The sequence below is a fragment of the Citrobacter sp. Cf072 genome (genome assembly GCF_030334485.1).
GTDB lineage: Bacteria > Pseudomonadota > Gammaproteobacteria > Enterobacterales > Enterobacteriaceae > Citrobacter > Citrobacter freundii.
The window spans coordinates 189,069-210,187 of record NZ_JAOWDX010000034.1 but is presented as its reverse complement, the minus strand read 5'-3'; the positions used below and the strand labels follow the sequence as shown (position 1 = coordinate 210,187).

Genomic DNA, 21,119 nt, shown 5'->3' with positions numbered 1-21,119 from the left:
AACCAAACGAGCTGGGAGTAACGCCGCAATGGGCAAAAATAGCCCCAGCCCTTCGGGACACGCGTCAGAACCACGAACTCTTCGTTGTCTGGCTTGGGCATAGTTCACTATGCCCAGCGCCCTCCGCCTTGATTACGCGGTTCTGCCACAGTGTCGACGGTGTGTTCAATGGCAGGACTCGGCCTCACAATGAGAGTTAGCCATACTGAGACAAAAAGCGCTACCCCCATAAAAATGTACGAGGCGGACGGGCTGCCGGTAGCGCCATTGAGGTAGCCGACAAACCATGAACCAAAGAATGAGCCTAGCGCGCCCATACTGTTAATCAGCGCCATTGCACCCCCGGCAACGTTGCGCGGCAGCATTTCCGGAATGATGGCAAAGAAAGGACCATAAGGGGCATACATTGCCGCACCCGCAATAACCAACAGCGTGTAAGAAATCCAGAAGTGGTCTGCGCCCACGGCCCAGGAGCCGATAAAAGCGAAAGCAGCTATCAGTAACAGTGGCCAGACAAACAGCTTACGATTTTGCAGTTTATCGGAGGCCCAGGAAACGAGGATCATCGCCGCCGTCGCCGCCAGATAAGGTACGGATGACAGCCAGCCAACCTCAACCATCCCCAGATTTGCACCGCCGTTGCGGATAATCGACGGCAGCCACAGGACAAAACCATAGACGCCAATACTCCAGGTGAAATACTGCATACACAGCAGGATGACGTTACGTGAGCGGAAAGCCTCGCTATAGTTCCGTACGGCTTTGATGCCTTGCTGCTCTTTTTCCAGTTGTGCCTGAAGGGCGGCTTTTTCAGATTCTGACAGCCAACCGACCTGAGACGGTTTGTCTTTTACCAGCACCCACCAGCAGAACGCCCAGATGATGGCCGGGAAGCCCTCGATGATGAACATTTCCCGCCAGCCCAGTGCCTGGATCAGATACCCGGAAACCACGGACATCCACAGGACGGTAACCGGGTTACCGAGGATCAGGAAAGTGTTTGCGCGCGAACGCTCGGACTTCGTAAACCAGTTACTGATATAAATCAGCATTGCGGGCATAACCGCGGCTTCAACGACGCCAAGAATAAAGCGGATGGCGGCAAGCATTGGAATATTGCTGACCATGCCGGTTAACGACGCACAGGCACCCCAGAGGATCAGACAGACAAAAATCAGTTTTCGTACGCTGCGGCGTTCGGCGTAAATTGCGCCCGGGATCTGAAAGAAGAAGTAGCCGAGGAAAAACAGCGCGCCCAGCAGGGAAGAGATCCCTTTGGTAATGCCGAGGTCCTCGTTGATACCTGCGGCGGAGGCGAAGCTGAAGTTCGCGCGGTCAAGGTACGCCAGGCTATACGTGATAAACACGATTGGCATGATGTACCACCAGCGTTTTGCTGCATTAGTTGAGCTATTCATAGACTGCCCTCTGGTTATACTGATACGCCGCCTCTGAATGTAGGGTACAGAGACAGAGTTGGCCGGGAATTTATTCCCCTAATTGTTCACGTGTGGGTAATCCTTCGCTGTCGCCCTGAACCTGAATGGCCAGTGCGCCAATTTTATTGCCGCGGGTCACCGCCTGATGCAGCGAGCGGCCTTCCAGCAGGGCGCTAATAACGCCGACCGCAAAGCCATCGCCTGCGCCGACGGTGTCGACCACGTTGTCGACTTTTACCGGTGCGACGCAGCCCTGCTCGCCGTTGGCGGCTTTATACCAGGCGCCATCGGCCCCTGTTTTGATGATCACGGCCTTCACCCCGTGGCGCAGATAAAAGTCGGCGATGGCTTCAGGCGTCTGCTGACCGGTTAAAATCATGCCCTCTTTTAATCCAGGCAAAACCCAGTCGGCCTGGAATGCCAAACGGTTCAGTTTTTCCACCATCTCGGCTTCGCTTTTCCACAGCACAGGGCGTAAATTCGGGTCGAACGAGATGGTCTTCCCTTGTGCTTTCAGTGTGCGGGCGGTATGGGCTAACAGTTCATAAGAGCTGGCAGAAAGCGCCGCCGCTACGCCGCTCAGGTGTAGGTGGCGCGCGCTGGCGAAGTAGGCTTCGTGATAATCCTCAATGCTGAGGTGGCTGGCAGCGGAACCTTTGCGGAAGTATTCCACAATGGGATCGGTTCCATTTTCGACTTTAGATTTAAGCTGAAAGCCGGTAGCGTAACGCCCGTCCTGGGTGACTCCCTGCGCATTAATCCCTTCTTTTTCCAGCGACTTAACGATAAAACGGCCAAAACTGTCGTTGCCTACACGGCTTACCCAACCGACCTTCAGGCCCAGCCGGGCAAGACCGGTCGCCACATTGAGTTCAGCGCCAGCAACGCGCTTGATAAACTGCTCCACATCCGCCAGTTCGCCGGTTTGCGTGGCGACAAACATCGCCATCGCTTCACCAATAGTGACCACATCCAGTGAATTTTTCATGCGTTACTCCTCGCGTAACAACTCGATGTAACGGCGGGTAACCGCCGCCAAATCCTGCCCTTCCAGGGGAAACTCAATGCCGCGTGGAACATCGCCCGGCAGCGTTTTCAACAGCGTCAGCCAGCGCGGATCGGCTGCATCAGGCGGTACGGCACGGTAGCTGTCGCGATGTGCAACGGCGGCTTTGACATGGATATACCCAACGGTTGACGCCAGTTTCTGCGCCGCCTGTTCCGGGGAGTCGCCCACCCACAGCCAGTTGCCCATATCGAAGGTCAGAGATATCGGCAGATTTTGCGTCTGGCAGGCTTCGTTAAAGCGCTGCATCGGCTTCAGGCGTCCGCAGGCGGTCTGATCGTTTTCGACAACCAGTTCCATTCCGCTGTTGTCCAGCCATTCACGTAACACGTTGAACTGTTCGGTATGGGAGAAATGGCCGAGGGAGACTTTTAGCCACAGAGCCTGCAGGGCCTGTGCTTCTTCAAGTAGCGCAGGAAGTCGGGGATTGAGGCTACCGTCCTCAAGGAACAACGGCTCAGGCGCTGAGTAACAGGCCAGCAGGCCGAAGATTTCGATAGCAGATGCCACCGTAGACAGCGTGTGCAGCTCGGCGTCGGTCAGCAATTCGCGGCGGATTTCGACGCCGTCAGCACCGGCTTCAGCGATAATGGGCAGCATTGCCGTTTGCCCGCCAGCGGCCCGTACCTGGTCGTGGCCGTAAGCGGCGGTGACCACCATAATTTTTCTTTTCATGGAAACTCCAGACTAGCGTTCTTGCTATAACGCTAGATGGAACCGGTTCCAAAGAAAAGCTTATGATGTTGAATTTATGATCACCATCACGAAGGAAATTTAACGGGCGGTAGAGCCGCGAACGATCAGTTCGCCGGAGAAGACCTGTTCCTGAATGGCAGCAGGGCCGCCATCGATCCGGCGTACAACCTGCTCAACGGCGGTGTAGCCAATCTGCCAGGTAGGTTGTTTCAACGTGGTAATACCAACGCCCGCCAGTTCGGCCCATTCCAGTTCGTCAAAACCGAGCAGGCCGATATCGCTGCCCCAGTTAAGGCCAATGCGTTTCAGGGCGCGGGCAACCTGCAGTGTGAGAGCGCCATTAGCTGAGATAACAGCTTTGCGCATTCCCCGGTGCTGCTGGTGGAACTGGCGCAGGGTTTCGTCCAACTGCGTATTGTCCGTGAGCGGGACTTCGGCATTTTGCGCGATAACGCCGGGGTACTGTGCGAGGGTGGCGCGAAAAGCGCTCAGGCGCTCGCGGCGGGTATTCACCATGCCGAGTGGTTCGCTGAGGAACAGGATGGCTTCAAAACCTTGTTCGACCAGATGTTCCGTGGCAACCGTTGCCGCCTGGGTGTTATCCAGCCCGACCATATCACAGGCGAAATCGGGGATTTTACGGTCAATCAGCACCATCGGCAGCGCAGACTGCTGCAGGCGGTTCAGCCCCTCTTCGCGCATCCCGACGGCGTTGACCACAATCCCTTCGACCTGGTAGCTGCGCAGCAGGTCAAGATAATGCAGTTCCTGATCCACTTCGTTGTTGGTGTTACACACCAGCGGGGTAAAGCCTTTATCGCGGCAGGCGGCTTCAATGCCGCTTAACACGTTGACGGAGTAGGGATTGGTAATATCGGCGATGATCAGACCAATCAGGCGGGTACGACCGTGTTTCAGGCCTCTTGCCATCAGGCTGGGACGGTAGTCGAGATCGGCAATGGCTTGTTCAATGCGGGCCAGTAGCGCGTCGGAAAGCAGGTGCTTTTCACCGTTGAGATAGCGTGAAATGCTGGTCTTGCCGGTTTTTGCGGCTTTCGCCACATCGCTGATGGTTGCCCGTGTTGATTTGCTCATCGCTGATTTCCCTGAATTTCGTGTGAATACCTTAGCGGGAAAATCTGACGAAGCAAGTAATTTGCCCGGTGGCGCTGCGCTTACCGGGCCTACATGTCGAACGTAGGCCGGGTAAGGCGAAGCCGCCACCCGGCTCAACGATTACTGCATAGGACTCAACGTAATCTCTACGCGACGGTTTTGCGCTTTACCTTCCGCCGTGCTGTTGCTGGCGATCGGATTTGACGGACCCATGCCCTGAGTGCGGATACGATTAGCGGCAACCCCTTGCGTGATTAAGGCGCTGGCCACGGAGTCCGCGCGTTGCTGAGACAGACGCATATTCAGATCCTGGCTGCCGGTGCTGTCGGTGAAGCCCAGCACGTTGACGGCGGTTTTATTGTACTCTTTCAGTACCATTGCCACGCCGGTCAGGGTGTTGGCACCAGCAGGTTTCAGGTTGGCGCTGCTGCTGTCGAAGGTGACGTTATTCGGCATATTCAGAATGATGTTATCGCCACTACGCGTCACGCTGACGCCCGTTCCCTGCATTTTGTCGCGCAGTTTGGCTTCCTGCACGTCCATGTAATAACCGACACCGCCGCCAACGGCCGCACCCGCCGCCGCGCCAATCAGTGCGCCTTTACCGCGATCTTTCTTCGAAGAAGAGAGTGCGCCAATGCCCGCGCCGACCAGAGAGCCAATACCCGCGCCAATGCCGGATTTACCCGCTTCGCGTTCGCCGGTGTAAGGGTTTGTTGTGCAGCCAGAAACCGCCAGGGCGCCGCTCACGATGGCAGCAATAACAAAAACACGTTTCTTCATCTTAATTCCTTAATGACTTTTTCTTCTTTGCCACAGCGACCGTGGCGGTTGATTATGACGTGTGAACATGAAGAAAATTCCAGGGAAGACTCTGAAATTTGTAAGTAACATTGAACGGCATAATAAATAAGTCGTTACATCGCATTCAGGAGCGCCATCTTGGCTAATTCACCCGCACATTACTCGGTGTTAACCGCCGCCCACTGGGGACCAATTCTCGTCGACACCGATGGTGAGACGGTTTTCTCCTCGCGTGGCGCGTTGCCCACTTCCCATCCCAACTCTTTGCAAACCGTGGTGCGCGACCAGGTTCACAGTAAAACGCGGGTACGTTTTCCAATGGTGCGTAAAGGCTTTCTCGCCTCGCCGGAGAATCCCCAGGGCGTGCGTGGGCAGGATGAATTTGTTCGCGTCAGTTGGGACGACGCGCTGAATCTTATCCATACGCAGCATAAACGTATCCGTGACAGCTACGGCCCGGCCTCGATTTTTGCCGGTTCCTACGGCTGGCGCTCTAACGGCGTGTTACACAAAGCGGCAACTCTGCTACAGCGTTATATGGCGCTGGCAGGCGGTTATACCGGGCATCTGGGGGATTATTCGACGGGGGCTGCGCAGGCGATCATGCCGTACGTGGTGGGCGGTAACGAGGTTTACCAGCAGCAAACCAGCTGGCCTGTGGTGCTTGAGAACAGCGAGGTGGTGGTGTTATGGAGCGCTAATCCGCTGAATACACTGAAGATTGCCTGGAACGCGTCCGATGAGCAGGGGCTCGCTTACTTTGAGGCTTTGCGCGACAGCGGTAAACGGTTGATCTGTATCGATCCGATGCGATCGGAAAGCGTCGATTTCTTTGGCGATAAGATGGAATGGATTGCCCCGCATATGGGAACCGACGTAGCGCTGATGCTGGGCATCGCGCATACGCTGGTGGAAAACGGCTGGCATGACGAGGATTTTCTCGCCCGGTGTACCACCGGCTATGACCGTTTTGCAAACTATCTGTTGGGTAAATCTGATGATGTTGTGAAAACGGCAGAGTGGGCTGCGGAGATTTGCGGTATACCCGCAACAAAAATACGCGAACTTGCGGCGATATTTCACCAAAATACCACCATGCTGATGGCCGGATGGGGGATGCAGCGCCAACAGTATGGTGAGCAGAAACACTGGATGATCGTCACCCTGGCCGCCATGCTCGGGCAAATCGGGACGCCAGGCGGCGGTTTTGGGCTGTCGTATCATTTTGCCAACGGAGGCAACCCAACGCGCCGGGCTGCGGTGCTGGCTTCAATGCAGGGCAGCGTTAAAGGCGGTACCGACGCGGTAGATAAAATCCCGGTAGCGCGAATTGTTGAAGCGCTGGAAAATCCCGGTGGTTTTTACCAGCACAACGGCATGGACCGCCATTTCCCGGACATCCGCATGTTGTGGTGGGCTGGTGGCGCTAACTTCACCCATCATCAAGACACTAACCGTTTAATTCGCGCCTGGCAAAAACCGGAGCTGGTGGTTATCTCGGAGTGTTTCTGGACCGCCGCAGCGAAGCATGCCGATATCGTACTGCCGGCGACCACCTCCTTTGAGCGCAATGATTTGACCATGACCGGCGACTACAGCAACCAGCACCTGGTGCCGATGAAGCAGGTTGTGCCGCCGCAGGACGAAGCGCGAAATGATTATGATGTTTTTGCCGAGCTGAGTGAACGCTGGGAAGAGGGCGGTTACGAGCGATTCACCGAAGGCAAAAGCGAGCTGGAATGGCTGGAGACGTTTTACAATATTGCCGGGCAACGTGGGGCCAGTCAGCAGGTGACATTGCCGCCTTTCGCCGAGTTTTGGCAGCGCAACGCCCTGATCGAAATGCCGGAAAATGCCGCCAGCGCGCAGTTTATCCGTTTTGCGGATTTTCGCCGCGACCCGCAGGCTCATCCGCTGAAAACGGACAGCGGAAAAATTGAAATCTACTCCGCGAGGATTGCTGGTTACGGCTACGCGGACTGTGCGGGGCACCCGATGTGGCTGGAGCCGGATGAGTGGTTCGGTAACGCCGAACCGGACCAGCTACAGCTGCTTTCCGCCCATCCGGCGCACCGTTTGCATAGTCAGCTTAACTACAGTGCGCTACGTGAGCAGTACGCGGTAGCGGATCGTGAGCCGGTAACGATTCATCCGCAGGATGCCCACGCGCGCGGCATTGCGGATGGCGATACGGTCAGGGTGTGGAACCAGCGTGGTCAAGTTCTGGCGGGCGCGGTGGTGACGGCGGGTATTAAACCCGGCGTTATCTGTATTCATGAAGGCGCCTGGCCTGATTTGGATCTCGCAGCGAACGGTATTTGTAAAAATGGCGCCGTCAACGTGCTGACCAAAGATCTCCCCAGCTCGAAGCTGGGGAATGGCTGCGCGGGCAACACCGCGCTGGCGTGGCTTGAAAAATACAACGGACCCACGTTGACGCTTACGGCGTTTGATCCGCCTGCCAGCCCATAATCCACGTGGGATGGTGAGTCTCTTCCTGCCATGCGCCGTCTTCAATGCGAAAACCCAGCGCATGGTAGAAGTTCACCGCTGATTGATTCTTCTGGTAGACCTCCAGGCTGAGTAACGAAAAGCGCTGCTGCACATGCTGCACCAGCGCTTTGCCGATCCCGCTTCTGATGGCGGCAGGCGCGACAAACAGCGCGCCGAGGAAGCGGTCATCAATGACGCTGACAAAACCTTTGAGCTCGCCTTCTTCTTCCCACACCCAGGTTTGCGCGGCTGGCAGATAAACATCCCGCACCACTGATTCACTTTCGCGCCAGTAGCGCTCTTCGATAAACGGATGGGCATGGATTGTGCTTTCCATCCACAGCGTCAGAATCGCTGGTAGATCTTCAGCCTTTGATTCACGAATCATGTTGTTCTCCCGGATAACAGATGCAACTGGTGACATGATCGTTGACTAGGCCGCATGCCTGCATAAAGGAGTAACAAATGGTGGTGCCGACAAACTTAAAACCGCGTTTTTTTAACGCTTTAGACAGCGCGTCTGACGCAGGCGTGGAGGTGGGAATATCGCTCAGGTTGGCGGCGCAGGTCACTTGTGGTTGGTTATCAACAAATGACCAGACGAACTCGCTAAACGACTCTCCGTTTTGTGCCATCGTCAGAAAGGCACGAGCGTTGCCGATAATGGCCTGAATTTTTCCGCGATGGCGAATTATGCTGGCATCCAGTACCAGCCTTTCCACATCCTCTTCGGTCATGGCCGCCACTTTTTCCGGGTCAAAATGGTGGAAAGCGTGGCGATAATTTTCCCGTTTCTTGAGTACGGTAATCCACGATAACCCGGCCTGCTGGCCTTCGAGGCAGATCATTTCGAACAGCTTTTTGCCATCGGTTTCGGGGACGCCCCATTCCTTGTCGTGGTAGGCAATGTAAAGTGGATCCTGACTGACCCATCCGCAACGCTGCATATTCTTCCTCGCTGTTTTTACTGGCGTAAAAATTTCATTCGGCCCGCCTTGACGCGCCAGCTAAAAAGACAATATTTAATACAAGGCCTGCTGGCCCAAATACTTCACACAATGACAATAATATCGCCGAATTCGGCTCTTTTCTGGAGTCGCGTTGATGCTTATAAGAAACAGTAGTGGTCGCCAAAGGTTAACTCTGGCGAGCGTCATAGTTTGTGCGCTGTCCATCAATACAGCATATGGCTGGCAACAAGAATATATCGTTGATGCGCTGTCAGGGCATACGGCTGAACGTTATACATGGGACAGCGATCACCAACCACGTTATAACGACATTCTGGAAGAACGTATTCGTTCCACTCAGAACGTGGCGGGGCCCGTGGTGAATCTGGCGGATGAGACACCAATGGATGCCACCAGCGGCATGAGTATGGGCTGGAACTTCCCGCTTTCAAGGCAGGTGACAACCGGTCCGGTTGCCGCGCTGCATTATGACGGTTCCACCACATCTACTTACAACGAATTTGGCGATAGCGCGACGTCGGCAACGCAGAACGATCCGCTGTGGCATGCCAGCGTGAGCTCGTTGGGCTGGCGAGTCAATTCGCAGTTCGGTGATGTGCGACCGTGGGCGCAAATCAGCTATAACCAGCAGTTTGGCGAAAATATCTGGAAGGCGCAGTCGGGTCTCAGTCGCATGACGGCGGCGGGTCAGGACGGTAACTGGGTAGATGTTACCGTCGGTGCGGATATGCTGTTGAACCCGCACATGGCGGCTTACGCGGCGCTGTCGCAGGCGGAAAATAGCACCAACAACAGCGACTATATGTACACCATGGGAGTGAGCGCCAAATTTTAACGTAAACAATCATCACATAAACATCTTGATTACATGTTGAGATCAACAATCACACGCACTCCAGCGATAGCGTGTACTAACTCATGCGATAAAATTCAGTAACCCGACTTTTTGTCTCGTCATTCATTCCGCATTCCAGGCATTTCATTCCGTCCTGGCGGCATTTCATGCCGTTTTCCCCTGCTCATAAAAACGCTTCGGTATGGTTGTTGGCAGAGAATTTCCCCTTTTGTTTATGCAGGAAGACTGCCATGAAAACTTCTGATTATCAGCGTACCCGCTGGCTGACACTGATCGGCACCATCATTACCCAATTTGCTTTAGGTTCTGTTTATACCTGGAGCCTGTTTAACGGTGCGCTTTCTTCTAAGCTTGATGCGCCGGTGAGTCAGGTTGCCTTTTCCTTTGGCCTGCTGAGCCTCGGGCTGGCAATTTCTTCTTCCGTCGCCGGGAAACTGCAGGAACGTTTTGGCGTGAAACGCGTCACCATGGCCTCCGGTATTTTACTCGGTGTGGGCTTCTTCTTAACCGCCCACTCTGACAGCCTGATTATGCTGTGGCTGAGCGCTGGTGTGTTGGTTGGTCTGGCGGATGGCGCAGGCTACCTGTTAACACTTTCCAACTGTGTAAAATGGTTCCCGGAGCGTAAAGGGCTGATTTCCGCCTTCGCTATCGGTTCTTACGGTCTTGGCAGCCTCGGTTTTAAATTCATCGATAGCCAACTGTTGAGCACCGTGGGTCTGGAAAAAACCTTCATGATCTGGGGCGCGATTGTGCTGGTAATGATCGTCTTTGGCTCCACGCTGATGAAAGACGCGCCGAATCAGGAAGTGAAAACGAAAAATGGCGTGGTTGAGAATGACTACACCCTGGCGCAGTCCATGCGTAAACCGCAGTACTGGATGCTGGCGGTCATGTTCCTGACGGCATGTATGAGCGGGCTGTACGTAATTGGCGTGGCGAAAGATATCGCACAAAGTCTGGCACATATGGATGTGGCAACGGCGGCAAACGCGGTGACCGTGATTTCTATCGCTAACCTGTCCGGTCGTCTGGTTCTGGGGATTCTGTCCGACAAAATCTCTCGTATTCGCGTTATCACCATTGGTCAGGTCGTTTCGCTGGTGGGTATGGCCGCACTGCTGTTCGCGCCGTTGAATGATGTGACCTTCTTTACGGCGATTGCCTGTGTGGCATTTAACTTTGGCGGCACCATCACCGTGTTCCCGTCACTGGTGAGTGAGTTCTTCGGTTTGAACAACCTGGCTAAAAACTACGGTGTCATTTACTTAGGTTTCGGTATCGGCAGCATTTGTGGTTCCATTATCGCCTCGCTGTTCGGCGGATTCTATGTGACCTTCTGCGTTATCTTTGCGCTGTTAATTATCTCGCTGGCGCTTTCTACCACTATTCGTCAGCCGCAGCGTAGCGTCTATACCGAGGCACACGCCTGAATCTATTAGTGGTCTGATTAATGCCCGGCGCATATATTTACAAAAATATATGCGCCGTTTGCATTCTCTATAAGCACTTTTCTTCCCTCCTGTGGTCTACTTACCTGCGCTGTAGAATTTTCTTATTATCTGCACTTGTCGCACTTTTCCCCTGTATGGCCTGACAGGCTTTTGCGCAGGGTGTTTTTATCCCTTCCTCCAGGGTTTGTTTGCATGAGATATATCAAATCGATGACGCAGCAGAAGCTGAGTTTCTTGCTGGCGATCTATATCGGTCTTTTTATGAATTGCGCTGTGTTTTTCCGTCGCTTTAGCGGATATGCGCACGAGTTTACCGTCTGGAAAGGACTCTCTGCGGTTGTTGAATTAGCTGGCACTGTGCTGGTGACCTTCTTTTTACTCCGTGTTCTCTCTTTATTTGGCCGACGCGCCTGGCGTGTACTGGCAACGTTTGTGGTGCTCTGTTCTGCCGGCGCCAGCTATTACATGACCTTCCTGAACGTGGTCATTGGCTACGGTATTATTGCCTCGGTCATGACCACCGATATTGATTTATCAAAAGAAGTCGTCGGCTGGCATTTTATCGTGTGGCTGGTTTCGGTCAGCATTTTACCGTTGGTTCTGATTTGGAGTAATCGCTGCCGCTATACCCTGATGAAACAGATTCGTACGCCAGGCATGAGATGGCGTAGCGTAGCGGCGGTTTTATTGGCTGGCCTGATGGTGTGGGCGCCCATTCGTCTGCTCAGCATGCAACAAAAAAGCGTTGAGCGTGAAACAGGGATCGATTTACCCAGCTACGGCGGAGTCGTTGCGAACTCCTATTTGCCGTCAAACTGGCTCTCTGCGCTGGGTTTATACGCCTGGGCGCAGGTGGATGAATCTTCAGACAACAAATCGCTGATGAACCCGGCGAAGAAGTTCACCTACGTTGCCCCCAACAATCTCGACGACACCTATGTCGTGTTTATTATCGGTGAAACCACGCGCTGGGATCATATGGGGATTTTTGGCTATGAGCGAAACACCACGCCAAGGCTTGCGCAGGAGAAAAATCTGGCGGCTTTCCGAGGATATTCCTGTGATACGGCGACTAAACTTTCGCTGCGCTGTATGTTTGTGCGCGAGGGCGGGGCGGAAGAAAACCCGCAGCGTACTCTGAAAGAACAAAACGTCTTTTCTGTGCTCGGCCAGTTAGGGTTCAAGACCGATCTTTACGCGATGCAAAGCGAGATGTGGTTCTACAGCAATACCATGGCGGAAAACATTGCCTATCGTGAACAGATTGGCGCAGAGCCGCGTAACCGTGGCAAAAACGTTGACGATATGCTGCTGATTAATGAGATGCAGCAATCTTTACAGAAGACTGATGATGGCGAAAAGCGTCTGATTATTCTGCACACCAAGGGCTCGCATTTTAACTACACCCAGCGCTACACCCGCGAATATGCACAGTGGAAGCCGGAGTGTGTCAATGTTGATAGTGGCTGCTCGAAAGCTGAGATGATTAATTCATTTGATAATTCGGTAACCTACGTTGATCACTTTATTACCCAGGTGTTTGATCAGTTGCGCGATAAGAAAGCGATCGTGTTTTACGCCGCCGATCACGGTGAGTCAATTAACGAACGTGAGCACCTGCACGGTACGCCGCGTAAAATGGCGCCGCCTGAGCAGTTCCGCGTTCCTATGATGGTGTGGATGTCAGACAAATATCTGGAAGACCCTGACCATGCGAAGGCATTTGCGCACCTGAAGCAAGAAGCTGAGATGAAGGTGCCGCGTCGTCATGTGGAACTGTACGATACCGTTCTGGGTTGCCTTGGTTATACCTCGCCAAATGGGGGGATTAACGAGAATAACAACTGGTGTCGTATCCCGGACGCGAAGAAGGTTACAGCCCAGTAACAGAGCTGCTGACTTTCTCGCCGATCAAATGGCATTTTGATACTAAGGGATTGACGGGCGCGCGGCTGAGCAGTAAGATGCGCCCCGCATTCGGTGATTGGCGCAGCCTGGTAGCGCACTTCGTTCGGGACGAAGGGGTCGGAGGTTCGAATCCTCTATCACCGACCAAATTAGAAAAGCCAGCCTTCGGGCTGGCTTTTTGCTTTCCGGAATTGACGAGGATGAGAACCTCCGGGGGCAAGAGGTTCGACTCGAGCGCAGCGAGAGAACGTTGCGTCAGCAACGGCCCGCAGGGCGAGCCACGCAGTGGCGAGTAATCCTCTATCACCGACCAAATTCAAAACCCTGCTCAACGAGCAGGGTTTTTTGTTTTATAGCCCAGGAGGATGAGAACCTCCGGGGGTAAGAGGTTCGACTCGAGCGTAGCGAGAGAACGTTGCGTCAGCAACGGCCCGCAGGGCGAGCCACGTAGTGGCGAGTAATCCTCTATCACCGACCAAATTTAAAACCCTGCTCAACGAGCAGGGTTTTTTGCTTTGTAGGCCTGATAAGCGAAGCGCCATCAGGCAAAACATTGCACGGTTTTGGCATTGGCCGGATGGCGGCGCAAGCGCCTTATCCGGCCTACAGACTCAGTTTCATCCCGGCGTGTATGGCGTTATTCCAACCCCACCTTTGACCTTCCTTTTATCTGCAAAAATTGTGCATCACTTCCCACTGACAGTTAACGATTCTGTGACATATTCCATTGCCTTTTTTTATGTTTGCTTGAAACTTTTTTTGCGCTACTTATGGCTGGCGCTGGCATTTTCCGCTGTGCGTTTTAACGTTCATGGCATTAATCGCTCAGATATGCAGCATTCATTGGGAAAATTTGAATAAATTGCATAAATGTTAATCTCCAAATGTTGCGAAGTATGAAGATGTTTATTCTGGCATAGTGCGCGTAGCACAAATTTCCCTGCTGAAAATACCCGCTTGCACTTTTTTTAATCTTTGTTTGCCAATTCTCACCGTTGGTGTAAATCGCGGTTACCTGTATTGACGTTTTCACATTCTGTTGACAGATTGTAGGGTATGAGGGGCATTTCATGGAGAATCCGCACTGCAACTCAGTCGCTTATGTGAACGGAATCCCCATCCTCTTAACGCTGACCCGGCCGGGTAAAAAACAAAAAAGGCCAGGCGGTGCAAACCCATTGCAAAGGGTAAAACAACAAACATCACATTTGGAGCAGAAGAATGAGTATTTCCTTGAAGAAGTCAGGGATGCTGAAGCTTGGTCTGAGCCTGGTGGCTATGACCGTCGCAGCAAGCGTACAGGCTAAAACTCTGGTTTATTGTTCAGAAGGATCTCCTGAAGGCTTTAACCCGCAGCTTTTCACCTCTGGTACCACCTATGATGCCAGCTCCGTGCCGATCTATAACCGCCTGGTCGAGTTCAAAACCGGCACAACTGAAGTGATCCCGGGACTTGCTGAGAAGTGGGAAATCAGCGAAGACGGTAAAACCTATACCTTCCACCTGCGTCAGGGCGTGAAGTGGCAGGACAACAAAGATTTCAAACCGACGCGCGATTTAAACGCCGATGACGTGGTGTTCTCTTTCGATCGTCAGAAAAATGCCCAGAACCCGTACCATAAAGTTTCTGGCGGCAGCTATGAATACTTCGAAGGGATGGGTCTGCCAGACCTGATCTCCGAAGTGAAAAAAGTGGATGATAAAACCGTTCAGTTCGTGCTGACTCGCCCGGAAGCACCGTTCCTGGCTGACCTGGCGATGGACTTCGCTTCTATTCTTTCCAAAGAATATGCGGACAACATGCTGAAAGCCGGTTCCCCGGAGAAAGTGGATCTGAACCCAATCGGTACCGGTCCGTTCCAGCTGCAGCAGTACCAGAAAGACTCTCGTATTCTGTATAAAGCATTCGAAGGTTACTGGGGCACTAAGCCGCAGATCGACCGTCTGGTCTTCTCCATTACGCCTGACGCTTCTGTGCGTTACGCCAAACTGCAGAAGAACGAGTGCCAGGTGATGCCGTACCCGAACCCGGCTGACATCGCACGCATGAAGCAGGATAAAAATATCAACCTGATGGAGCAGGCCGGTCTGAACGTTGGCTACCTCTCTTTCAACACCGAGAAGAAACCGTTTGATGATGTGAAAGTCCGTCAGGCGCTGACCTACGCGGTAAACAAAGAAGCGATCATCAAAGCGGTTTATCAGGGTGCTGGCGTTGCCGCGAAAAACCTGATCCCACCGACCATGTGGGGCTATAACGACGACGTTAAAGACTACACCTACGATCCTGAGAAGGCCAAAGCGCTGTTGAAGGAAGCCGGTCAGGACAAAGGCTTTACCGTTGAACTGTGGGCCATGCCGGTACAGCGTCCTTACAACCCGAACGCTCGTCGTATGGCGGAAATGGTTCAGGCTGACTGGGCGAAAATTGGCGTTCAGGCCAAGATTGTGACCTACGAGTGGGGCGAGTATCTGAAACGCGCCAAAGCGGGTGAACATCAGGCGGTGATGATGGGTTGGACCGGTGACAACGGGGATCCGGACAACTTCTTCGCCACCCTGTTCAGTTGTGCGGCAGCGAAAGACGGCTCCAACTACTCTCGCTGGTGCTACAAACCGTTTGAAGACCTGATCCAACCGGCGCGTGCGACCGACGATCACAACAAACGTATTGAACTGTACAAGCAAGCTCAGGTTGTTATGCACGATCAGGCCCCGGCTCTGATTGTTGCTCACTCCACCGTGTACGAACCAGTGCGTAAAGAAGTGAAAGGCTATGTGGTTGATCCATTAGGCAAACACCACTTCGAAAACGTCTCTGTCGAATAATTAAAAGCAATTAAGGAAGCGCTGCGCCCCGGTATTGTGTAGGCCGGATAAGCGCAGCGCCCTCCGGCGTAATGCTTTACCCGCGATGCAGTTTGCGTGGGATAAGATTTGTGAGCAATACAGACTCACGGTTCCAGGCCGTGCGTCATTAGAGAGAATCCGGGTTATGTTGCAGTTCATTCTCCGACGTTTGGGACTCGTCATCCCCACGTTTATCGGTATCACTCTTCTCACCTTTGCCTTCGTCCATATGATCCCCGGCGATCCGGTTATGATCATGGCAGGTGAACGTGGGATCTCCCCTGAGCGTCATGCTCAACTGCTGGCTGAACTCGGTCTGGATAAGCCTATGTGGCAGCAGTACCTCCACTATATCTGGGGGGTTATGCATGGCGATTTAGGTATCTCACTGAAAAGCCGCTTACCGGTGTGGGAAGAGTTCGTACCTCGATTCAAAGCCACGCTGGAACTCGGCGTCTGCGCGATGATTTTCGCCGTCGCAGTGGGTATCCCGGTGGGTGTACTTGCTGCCGTTAAGCGCGGCTCCATTTTCGATCACACCGCCGTTGGCCTGGCGCTGACCGGTTACTCCATGCCGATTTTCTGGTGGGGCATGATGCTGATCATGCTGGTTTCCGTGCAGTGGAACCTGACGCCAGTTTCTGGGCGGGTGAGCGACATGGTGTTCCTTGATGATTCCAATCCGCTGACCGGTTTTATGTTGATAGACACCGCCATCTGGGGTGAAGAGGGTAACTTTATCGATGCGTTGGCGCATATGGTCTTGCCTGCGATGGTGCTGGGTACCATTCCTCTGGCGGTCATTGTGCGTATGACACGTTCGTCGATGCTGGAAGTACTGGGCGAGGATTACATTCGTACCGCGCGCGCTAAAGGTTTGACCCGTATGCGCGTCATCATCATTCACGCTCTGCGTAACGCGATGCTGCCCGTTGTAACCGTTATCGGCCTGCAGGTTGGTACGTTGCTGGCTGGGGCAATCCTGACCGAGACTATCTTCTCGTGGCCGGGGCTGGGACGCTGGCTGATCGATGCGCTGCAACGCCGTGATTATCCGGTAGTGCAGGGCGGGGTACTGCTGGTCGCGACGATGATTATCCTCGTCAACTTGCTGGTAGACCTGCTGTATGGCGTGGTGAACCCGCGTATTCGGCATAAGAAGTAAGGGGCCATCATGTCACAGGTTACTGAAAACAAAGTTATTGCTGCACCGGTGCCGATGACGCCGCTGCAGGAGTTCTGGCACTATTTTAAACGCAACAAAGGCGCGGTTGTTGGGCTGGTGTATGTGGTGGTAATGATCCTGATTGCGGTCTTTGCCAACGTCCTTGCACCCTACAACCCGGCAGACCAGTTCCGCGATACGCTACTAGCTCCTCCTGCGTGGCAGGAAGGCGGTTCCATGGCGCATCTGTTTGGTACTGATGATGTGGGCCGCGACGTGCTGTCCCGCCTGATGTACGGTGCGCGTCTGTCGCTGTTGGTTGGCTGTCTGGTGGTTGTACTCTCCCTGCTGATGGGCGTGGTTCTTGGGCTGATCGCCGGCTACTTTGGTGGAATTGTCGATAACTTCATCATGCGTGTGGTCGATATCATGCTGGCATTGCCGAGCCTGTTACTGGCGCTGGTGCTGGTGGCGGTATTTGGTCCCTCGATAGGCAACGCTGCGCTGGCGCTGACGTTTGTGGCATTGCCGCACTATGTGCGTCTGACGCGCGCCGCTGTGCTGGTGGAAGTTAACCGCGACTACGTCACCGCATCCCGCGTGGCGGGAGCCGGCGCGATGCGCCAAATGTTCGTCAATATTCTGCCTAACTGTCTTGCGCCGCTGATTGTTCAGGCGTCGCTTGGCTTCTCTAACGCCATTCTCGATATGGCTGCCCTCGGCTTCCTGGGGATGGGCGCACAGCCGCCTACGCCGGAATGGGGCACCATGCTCTCTGACGTTCTGCAGTTTGCCCAAAGCGCCTGGTGGGTTGTGACCTTCCCGGGGCTGGCGATCCTGTTGACGGTGCTGGCATTTAACCTGATGGGTGACGGTCTGCGTGACGCGCTCGATCCCAAACTGAAGCAGTAAGAGGTTCGAGATGGCGTTATTAAATGTAGATAAATTATCGGTGCATTTCGGCGACGTAGGTTCCGAATTCCGCGCCGTAGACCGCATTAGCTACAGTGTGAATCAGGGTGAGGTGGTTGGCATTGTTGGGGAGTCTGGTTCTGGTAAGTCCGTCAGCTCGCTGGCGATTATGGGACTGATTGACTACCCTGGCCGCGTTATGGCCGAAAATCTGGAGTTTAATGGTCGCGACCTGAAACGCATTTCTGAGAAAGAGCGTCGCCAACTGGTGGGTGCGGAAGTGGCAATGATCTTTCAGGACCCGATGACCAGCCTTAACCCCTGCTACACCGTCGGCTACCAGATTATGGAAGCCATCAAGGTGCACCAGGGCGGCAACAAAAAAACGCGTATTCAGCGGGCAATTGATCTGCTGACGCTGGTGGGGATCCCCGATCCGGCCTCGCGTCTGGATGTCTATCCGCACCAGTTGTCCGGTGGGATGAGTCAGCGCGTGATGATCGCGATGGCGATTGCCTGTCGTCCGAAGCTGCTGATTGCCGATGAACCGACAACGGCGCTGGATGTGACCATTCAGGCGCAGATCATCGAGCTACTGCTGGAATTGCAGCAAAAAGAGAACATGGCGCTGGTCTTAATTACGCACGATCTGGCGCTGGTAGCTGAAGCGGCGCACAAAATCATCGTGATGTACGCTGGGCAGGTAGTGGAAACCGGGGCCGCGCAGGATATCTTCCGCGCGCCGCGTCATCCTTACACCCAGGCGCTGCTGCGCGCGCTGCCGGAGTTTGCTCAGGACAAAGCGCGTCTGGCCTCACTGCCGGGCGTGGTTCCCGGTAAATATGACCGCCCGAGCGGCTGTTTGCTGAATCCACGCTGCCCCTATGCGACCGACAAATGCCGCGCTGAAGAACCTGAACTGAACCTGCTGGAAGGCGGTCGTCAGTCGAAATGCCACTACCCACTTGATGATGCCGGGAGGCCTGGGCTATGAGTACGCAAAAGGCCGCCGCGCAACAGCCGCTGTTGCAGGCAATTGACCTGAAAAAACACTACCCGGTGAAGAAGGGCATGTTCGCCCCGGAACGCCTGGTGAAAGCGCTGGATGGCGTTTCCTTTACTCTGGAGCGCGGTAAAACGCTGGCGGTGGTAGGTGAGTCGGGCTGTGGGAAATCCACCCTTGGCCGTCTGCTGACGATGATTGAAATCCCGACTGGCGGTGAGCTGTATTACCAGGGACAGGATTTACTCAAGCATGACCCGCAGGCGCAGAAGCTGCGTCGGCAGAAAATCCAGATAGTGTTCCAGAACCCCTATGGTTCCCTGAACCCGCGTAAAAAAGTAGGGCAGATTCTGGAAGAGCCGTTGCTAATCAACTCCACGCTAAGCAAAGAGGAGCGTCGTGAAAAAGCGCTGGCGATGATGGCGAAAGTGGGGCTGAAAACCGAGCACTACGACCGCTATCCGCATATGTTCTCCGGCGGCCAGCGTCAGCGTATCGCCATTGCCCGCGGTCTGATGCTTGACCCGGATGTGGTGATTGCTGACGAACCGGTCTCGGCGCTGGACGTTTCCGTACGTGCGCAGGTGCTGAACCTGATGATGGACTTGCAACAGGAACTGGGGCTGTCATACGTCTTTATCTCGCACGACCTGTCGGTGGTAGAGCACATTGCCGATGAAGTGATGGTGATGTATTTAGGCCGCTGTGTGGAAAAAGGGACCAAGGATCAGATCTTCAATAATCCACGGCATCCGTACACTCAGGCGCTGCTCTCCGCAACGCCGCGCCTGAACCCGGACGATCGCCGCGAGCGTATCAAGCTGACCGGTGAGCTGCCAAGTCCGCTGAATCCGCCACCAGGCTGCGCATTCAACGCCCGTTGCCGTCGTCGATTTGGTCCGTGTACTCAGCTTCAGCCACAGTTAAAAGACTATGGCGGTCAGCTGGTGGCCTGTTTCGCCGTTGATCAGGACGAAAACCCACAGCAATAAACGTGGGTTATGACCCGATAACCGGAGCCTTGTGCTCCGGTTTTTTTATATTTTGTTTTTCCGTCCACAATGTGAGTCCTCTGGCAGAACATTATTCCACAGCGTCTAAAATGTAGTCAGGTTTCCTCTCGCCACAGAAATATCTATTTCGCAGTTGCTAACTATCAGGAGCAAATGTGGTCACGATACGCTGGGATATTAAAACAATTGATCGTCTGTCGATGGTTGAGGATGTCCTGAAGGAATTTTCCTGCTGCGATATCAATATCATCTCCATGAAAGTCACACCTGGACGGATCCTGATTAAATCCTGGTGCCGCCAGCTACAGGATATTTCCTGTGTGCAATCCTGTTTAAGCCAGCGCGCCGATATTATTAATGTCGCTTACCTCTGTGAGGAGATAAGCGAGCTGTCAACGCCGGAGCCGGAACGCCCGCGTTATTTCTCTGACATTATTTGCAGCAGCCAGAGCATGCACGCGCTTATCGAAAAGGCGATAAAAATTGCTGACAGCAAATATACCGTTCTGATCCGTGGCGATACGGGTACCGGCAAAGAGCTGCTGGCCCGGGCTATCCATAATTCCGGGCAGCGACGTTTTTATCCGTTTATTCCGGTCAACTGCTCTGCACTACCTGAGTCGCTTATGGAGAGTGAATTCTTTGGCTATGAGAAAGGGGCTTTTAGCGGCGCGGATTGTAAAGGCAAAAAAGGGCTGTTTGAAATGGCCGATAAAGGCACCCTTTTTCTCGATGAATTTGGTGAAATGTCGCTGGGCTTACAGGCTAAATTATTGCGCGTCCTGCAGGATGGCGGGATCCGTCGCGTTGGCGGGGCGCAAATTATTCCGGTTAATGTACGCATTATTGTGGCAACCAACGCCAATCTGGAAGATATGGTGGAACAACGTCTGTTGCGCGCCGATCTCTATTACCGCATCAATGTACTTTCCCTGACTATTCCGCCTTTGCGGGAGCGTCCGCAGGATATCAGTCTGTTGATTCGCCACTTTGTGCAGAAATACGCAAAGGAATTCCAGCGGCGGATCATTCTGGATAAAGCTTGTTTTGATGCCTTGCACCATCACAGCTGGCCGGGAAACGTGCGCGAACTGGAAAATACCATTATTCGTCTGATGCTAATGGCGGAATCCGATGTTATTACGCCCGAAGAATTAGGGATGGTGAATTTGCCCGCCGCTGAGCAAGGCCCGACAGAACGTCCTTTTAAAGAGCAGGTTTTGTATGCGGAACGCCAGCTTATTGAACAAATGATGGAAGAGAATGTGTCGTCGCGGCATATCGCCAAAGCGCTGGGGGTATCACATACCACGGTACTGAATAAAATTCGCAGCTATCAACTGGAGAGTGTGAGCTAAGCGCCGCCAGGAGCT

18 protein-coding genes, 1 tRNA gene and 2 other RNA genes are annotated in these 21,119 nt (G+C 53.8%); 14 read left to right on the top strand and 7 right to left on the bottom strand.

What is annotated here, in order from left to right:
* Positions 1-107 precede the first annotated feature (107 nt).
* From OGX66_RS03830 to OGX66_RS03810, 5 genes are all read right to left on the bottom strand, one after another.
* On the bottom strand, positions 108-1,418 hold the full coding sequence (locus OGX66_RS03830; RefSeq protein ID WP_032939182.1) for an MFS transporter: 1,311 nt from the start codon (positions 1,416-1,418) through the stop codon (positions 108-110).
* 70 nt (positions 1,419-1,488) lie between these two features.
* The gene (locus OGX66_RS03825; protein WP_270932822.1) at positions 1,489-2,427 is read right to left on the bottom strand and encodes a sugar kinase; all 939 of its coding nucleotides are present in this window, start codon (positions 2,425-2,427) and stop codon (positions 1,489-1,491) included.
* Positions 2,428-2,430: 3 nt separating this feature from the next.
* Complete coding sequence (locus OGX66_RS03820) at positions 2,431-3,180, bottom strand: sugar phosphate isomerase/epimerase family protein (RefSeq protein WP_149911611.1); 750 nt, start codon at positions 3,178-3,180, stop codon at positions 2,431-2,433.
* A 99-nt stretch (positions 3,181-3,279) separates the two neighbouring features.
* A complete protein-coding gene (locus OGX66_RS03815) occupies positions 3,280-4,296 on the bottom strand; it encodes a LacI family DNA-binding transcriptional regulator (protein WP_044700393.1) in 1,017 nt (338 codons plus the stop codon).
* 141 nt (positions 4,297-4,437) lie between these two features.
* On the bottom strand, positions 4,438-5,100 hold the full coding sequence (locus tag OGX66_RS03810) for an OmpA family lipoprotein (protein ID WP_003837719.1): 663 nt from the start codon (positions 5,098-5,100) through the stop codon (positions 4,438-4,440).
* A gap of 159 nt (positions 5,101-5,259) precedes the next feature.
* On the opposite strand from OGX66_RS03810, the gene OGX66_RS03805 reads away from it, so the two are divergent.
* Entirely contained in the window at positions 5,260-7,593 is a 2,334-nt protein-coding gene (locus OGX66_RS03805; RefSeq protein WP_044713971.1) for a molybdopterin guanine dinucleotide-containing S/N-oxide reductase, read from the top strand.
* Here OGX66_RS03805 and OGX66_RS03800 read toward each other — a convergent pair.
* Positions 7,562-8,002: an N-acetyltransferase gene (locus OGX66_RS03800; RefSeq protein WP_016151144.1), complete on the bottom strand. Its 441-nt coding sequence runs from the start codon at positions 8,000-8,002 to the stop codon at positions 7,562-7,564. The genes OGX66_RS03805 and OGX66_RS03800 overlap by 32 nt on opposite strands.
* Entirely contained in the window at positions 7,992-8,561 is a 570-nt protein-coding gene (tag, locus tag OGX66_RS03795; protein WP_174328855.1) for a DNA-3-methyladenine glycosylase I, read from the bottom strand. Before tag ends, OGX66_RS03800 begins: the two co-directional genes overlap by 11 nt.
* Positions 8,562-8,718: 157 nt before the next feature.
* Here tag and OGX66_RS03790 point away from each other — a divergent pair, with 157 nt between their 5' ends.
* The 13 genes from OGX66_RS03790 to OGX66_RS03730 all read left to right on the top strand — a co-directional run bounded on the left by OGX66_RS03790 (position 8,719) and on the right by OGX66_RS03730 (position 21,104).
* A complete protein-coding gene (locus OGX66_RS03790) occupies positions 8,719-9,420 on the top strand; it encodes an autotransporter outer membrane beta-barrel domain-containing protein (protein ID WP_003024299.1) in 702 nt (233 codons plus the stop codon).
* A 251-nt stretch (positions 9,421-9,671) separates the two neighbouring features.
* On the top strand, positions 9,672-10,874 hold the full coding sequence (locus tag OGX66_RS03785) for an L-lactate MFS transporter (protein ID WP_003024301.1): 1,203 nt from the start codon (positions 9,672-9,674) through the stop codon (positions 10,872-10,874).
* Positions 10,875-11,087: 213 nt separating this feature from the next.
* Entirely contained in the window at positions 11,088-12,782 is a 1,695-nt protein-coding gene (eptB, locus tag OGX66_RS03780) for a kdo(2)-lipid A phosphoethanolamine 7''-transferase (RefSeq protein WP_003846110.1), read from the top strand.
* Between the two features lie 91 nt (positions 12,783-12,873).
* A tRNA-Pro gene (locus OGX66_RS03775) sits at positions 12,874-12,950 on the top strand.
* Positions 12,951-12,982: 32 nt separating this feature from the next.
* Positions 12,983-13,116, top strand: a non-coding RNA gene (locus OGX66_RS03770) — RtT sRNA.
* A 31-nt stretch (positions 13,117-13,147) separates the two neighbouring features.
* A non-coding RNA gene (locus OGX66_RS03765) (RtT sRNA) lies at positions 13,148-13,281 on the top strand.
* 592 nt (positions 13,282-13,873) lie between these two features.
* Positions 13,874-14,110 carry a hypothetical protein gene (locus tag OGX66_RS03760; RefSeq protein WP_127674029.1) on the top strand — a complete coding sequence of 79 codons (237 nt, stop codon included), beginning with the start codon at positions 13,874-13,876 and terminating at the stop codon, positions 14,108-14,110.
* The gene (gene dppA / locus OGX66_RS03755; RefSeq protein ID WP_003837731.1) at positions 14,025-15,632 is read left to right on the top strand and encodes a dipeptide ABC transporter periplasmic-binding protein DppA; all 1,608 of its coding nucleotides are present in this window, start codon (positions 14,025-14,027) and stop codon (positions 15,630-15,632) included. Before OGX66_RS03760 ends, dppA begins: the two co-directional genes overlap by 86 nt.
* A gap of 166 nt (positions 15,633-15,798) precedes the next feature.
* Positions 15,799-16,818: a dipeptide ABC transporter permease DppB gene (dppB, locus tag OGX66_RS03750; protein ID WP_003837733.1), complete on the top strand. Its 1,020-nt coding sequence runs from the start codon at positions 15,799-15,801 to the stop codon at positions 16,816-16,818.
* Between the two features lie 9 nt (positions 16,819-16,827).
* Positions 16,828-17,730: a dipeptide ABC transporter permease DppC gene (gene dppC / locus OGX66_RS03745; RefSeq protein ID WP_057101820.1), complete on the top strand. Its 903-nt coding sequence runs from the start codon at positions 16,828-16,830 to the stop codon at positions 17,728-17,730.
* Positions 17,731-17,740: 10 nt separating this feature from the next.
* A complete protein-coding gene (dppD, locus tag OGX66_RS03740) occupies positions 17,741-18,724 on the top strand; it encodes a dipeptide ABC transporter ATP-binding protein (RefSeq protein ID WP_003024317.1) in 984 nt (327 codons plus the stop codon).
* A complete protein-coding gene (gene dppF / locus OGX66_RS03735) occupies positions 18,721-19,725 on the top strand; it encodes a dipeptide ABC transporter ATP-binding subunit DppF (protein WP_003024319.1) in 1,005 nt (334 codons plus the stop codon). The genes dppD and dppF overlap by 4 nt, the downstream gene beginning before the upstream one ends.
* 176 nt (positions 19,726-19,901) lie before the next feature.
* The gene (locus OGX66_RS03730) at positions 19,902-21,104 is read left to right on the top strand and encodes a sigma-54 interaction domain-containing protein (RefSeq protein WP_003024321.1); all 1,203 of its coding nucleotides are present in this window, start codon (positions 19,902-19,904) and stop codon (positions 21,102-21,104) included.
* The last annotated feature ends 15 nt before the right edge of the window (positions 21,105-21,119 follow it).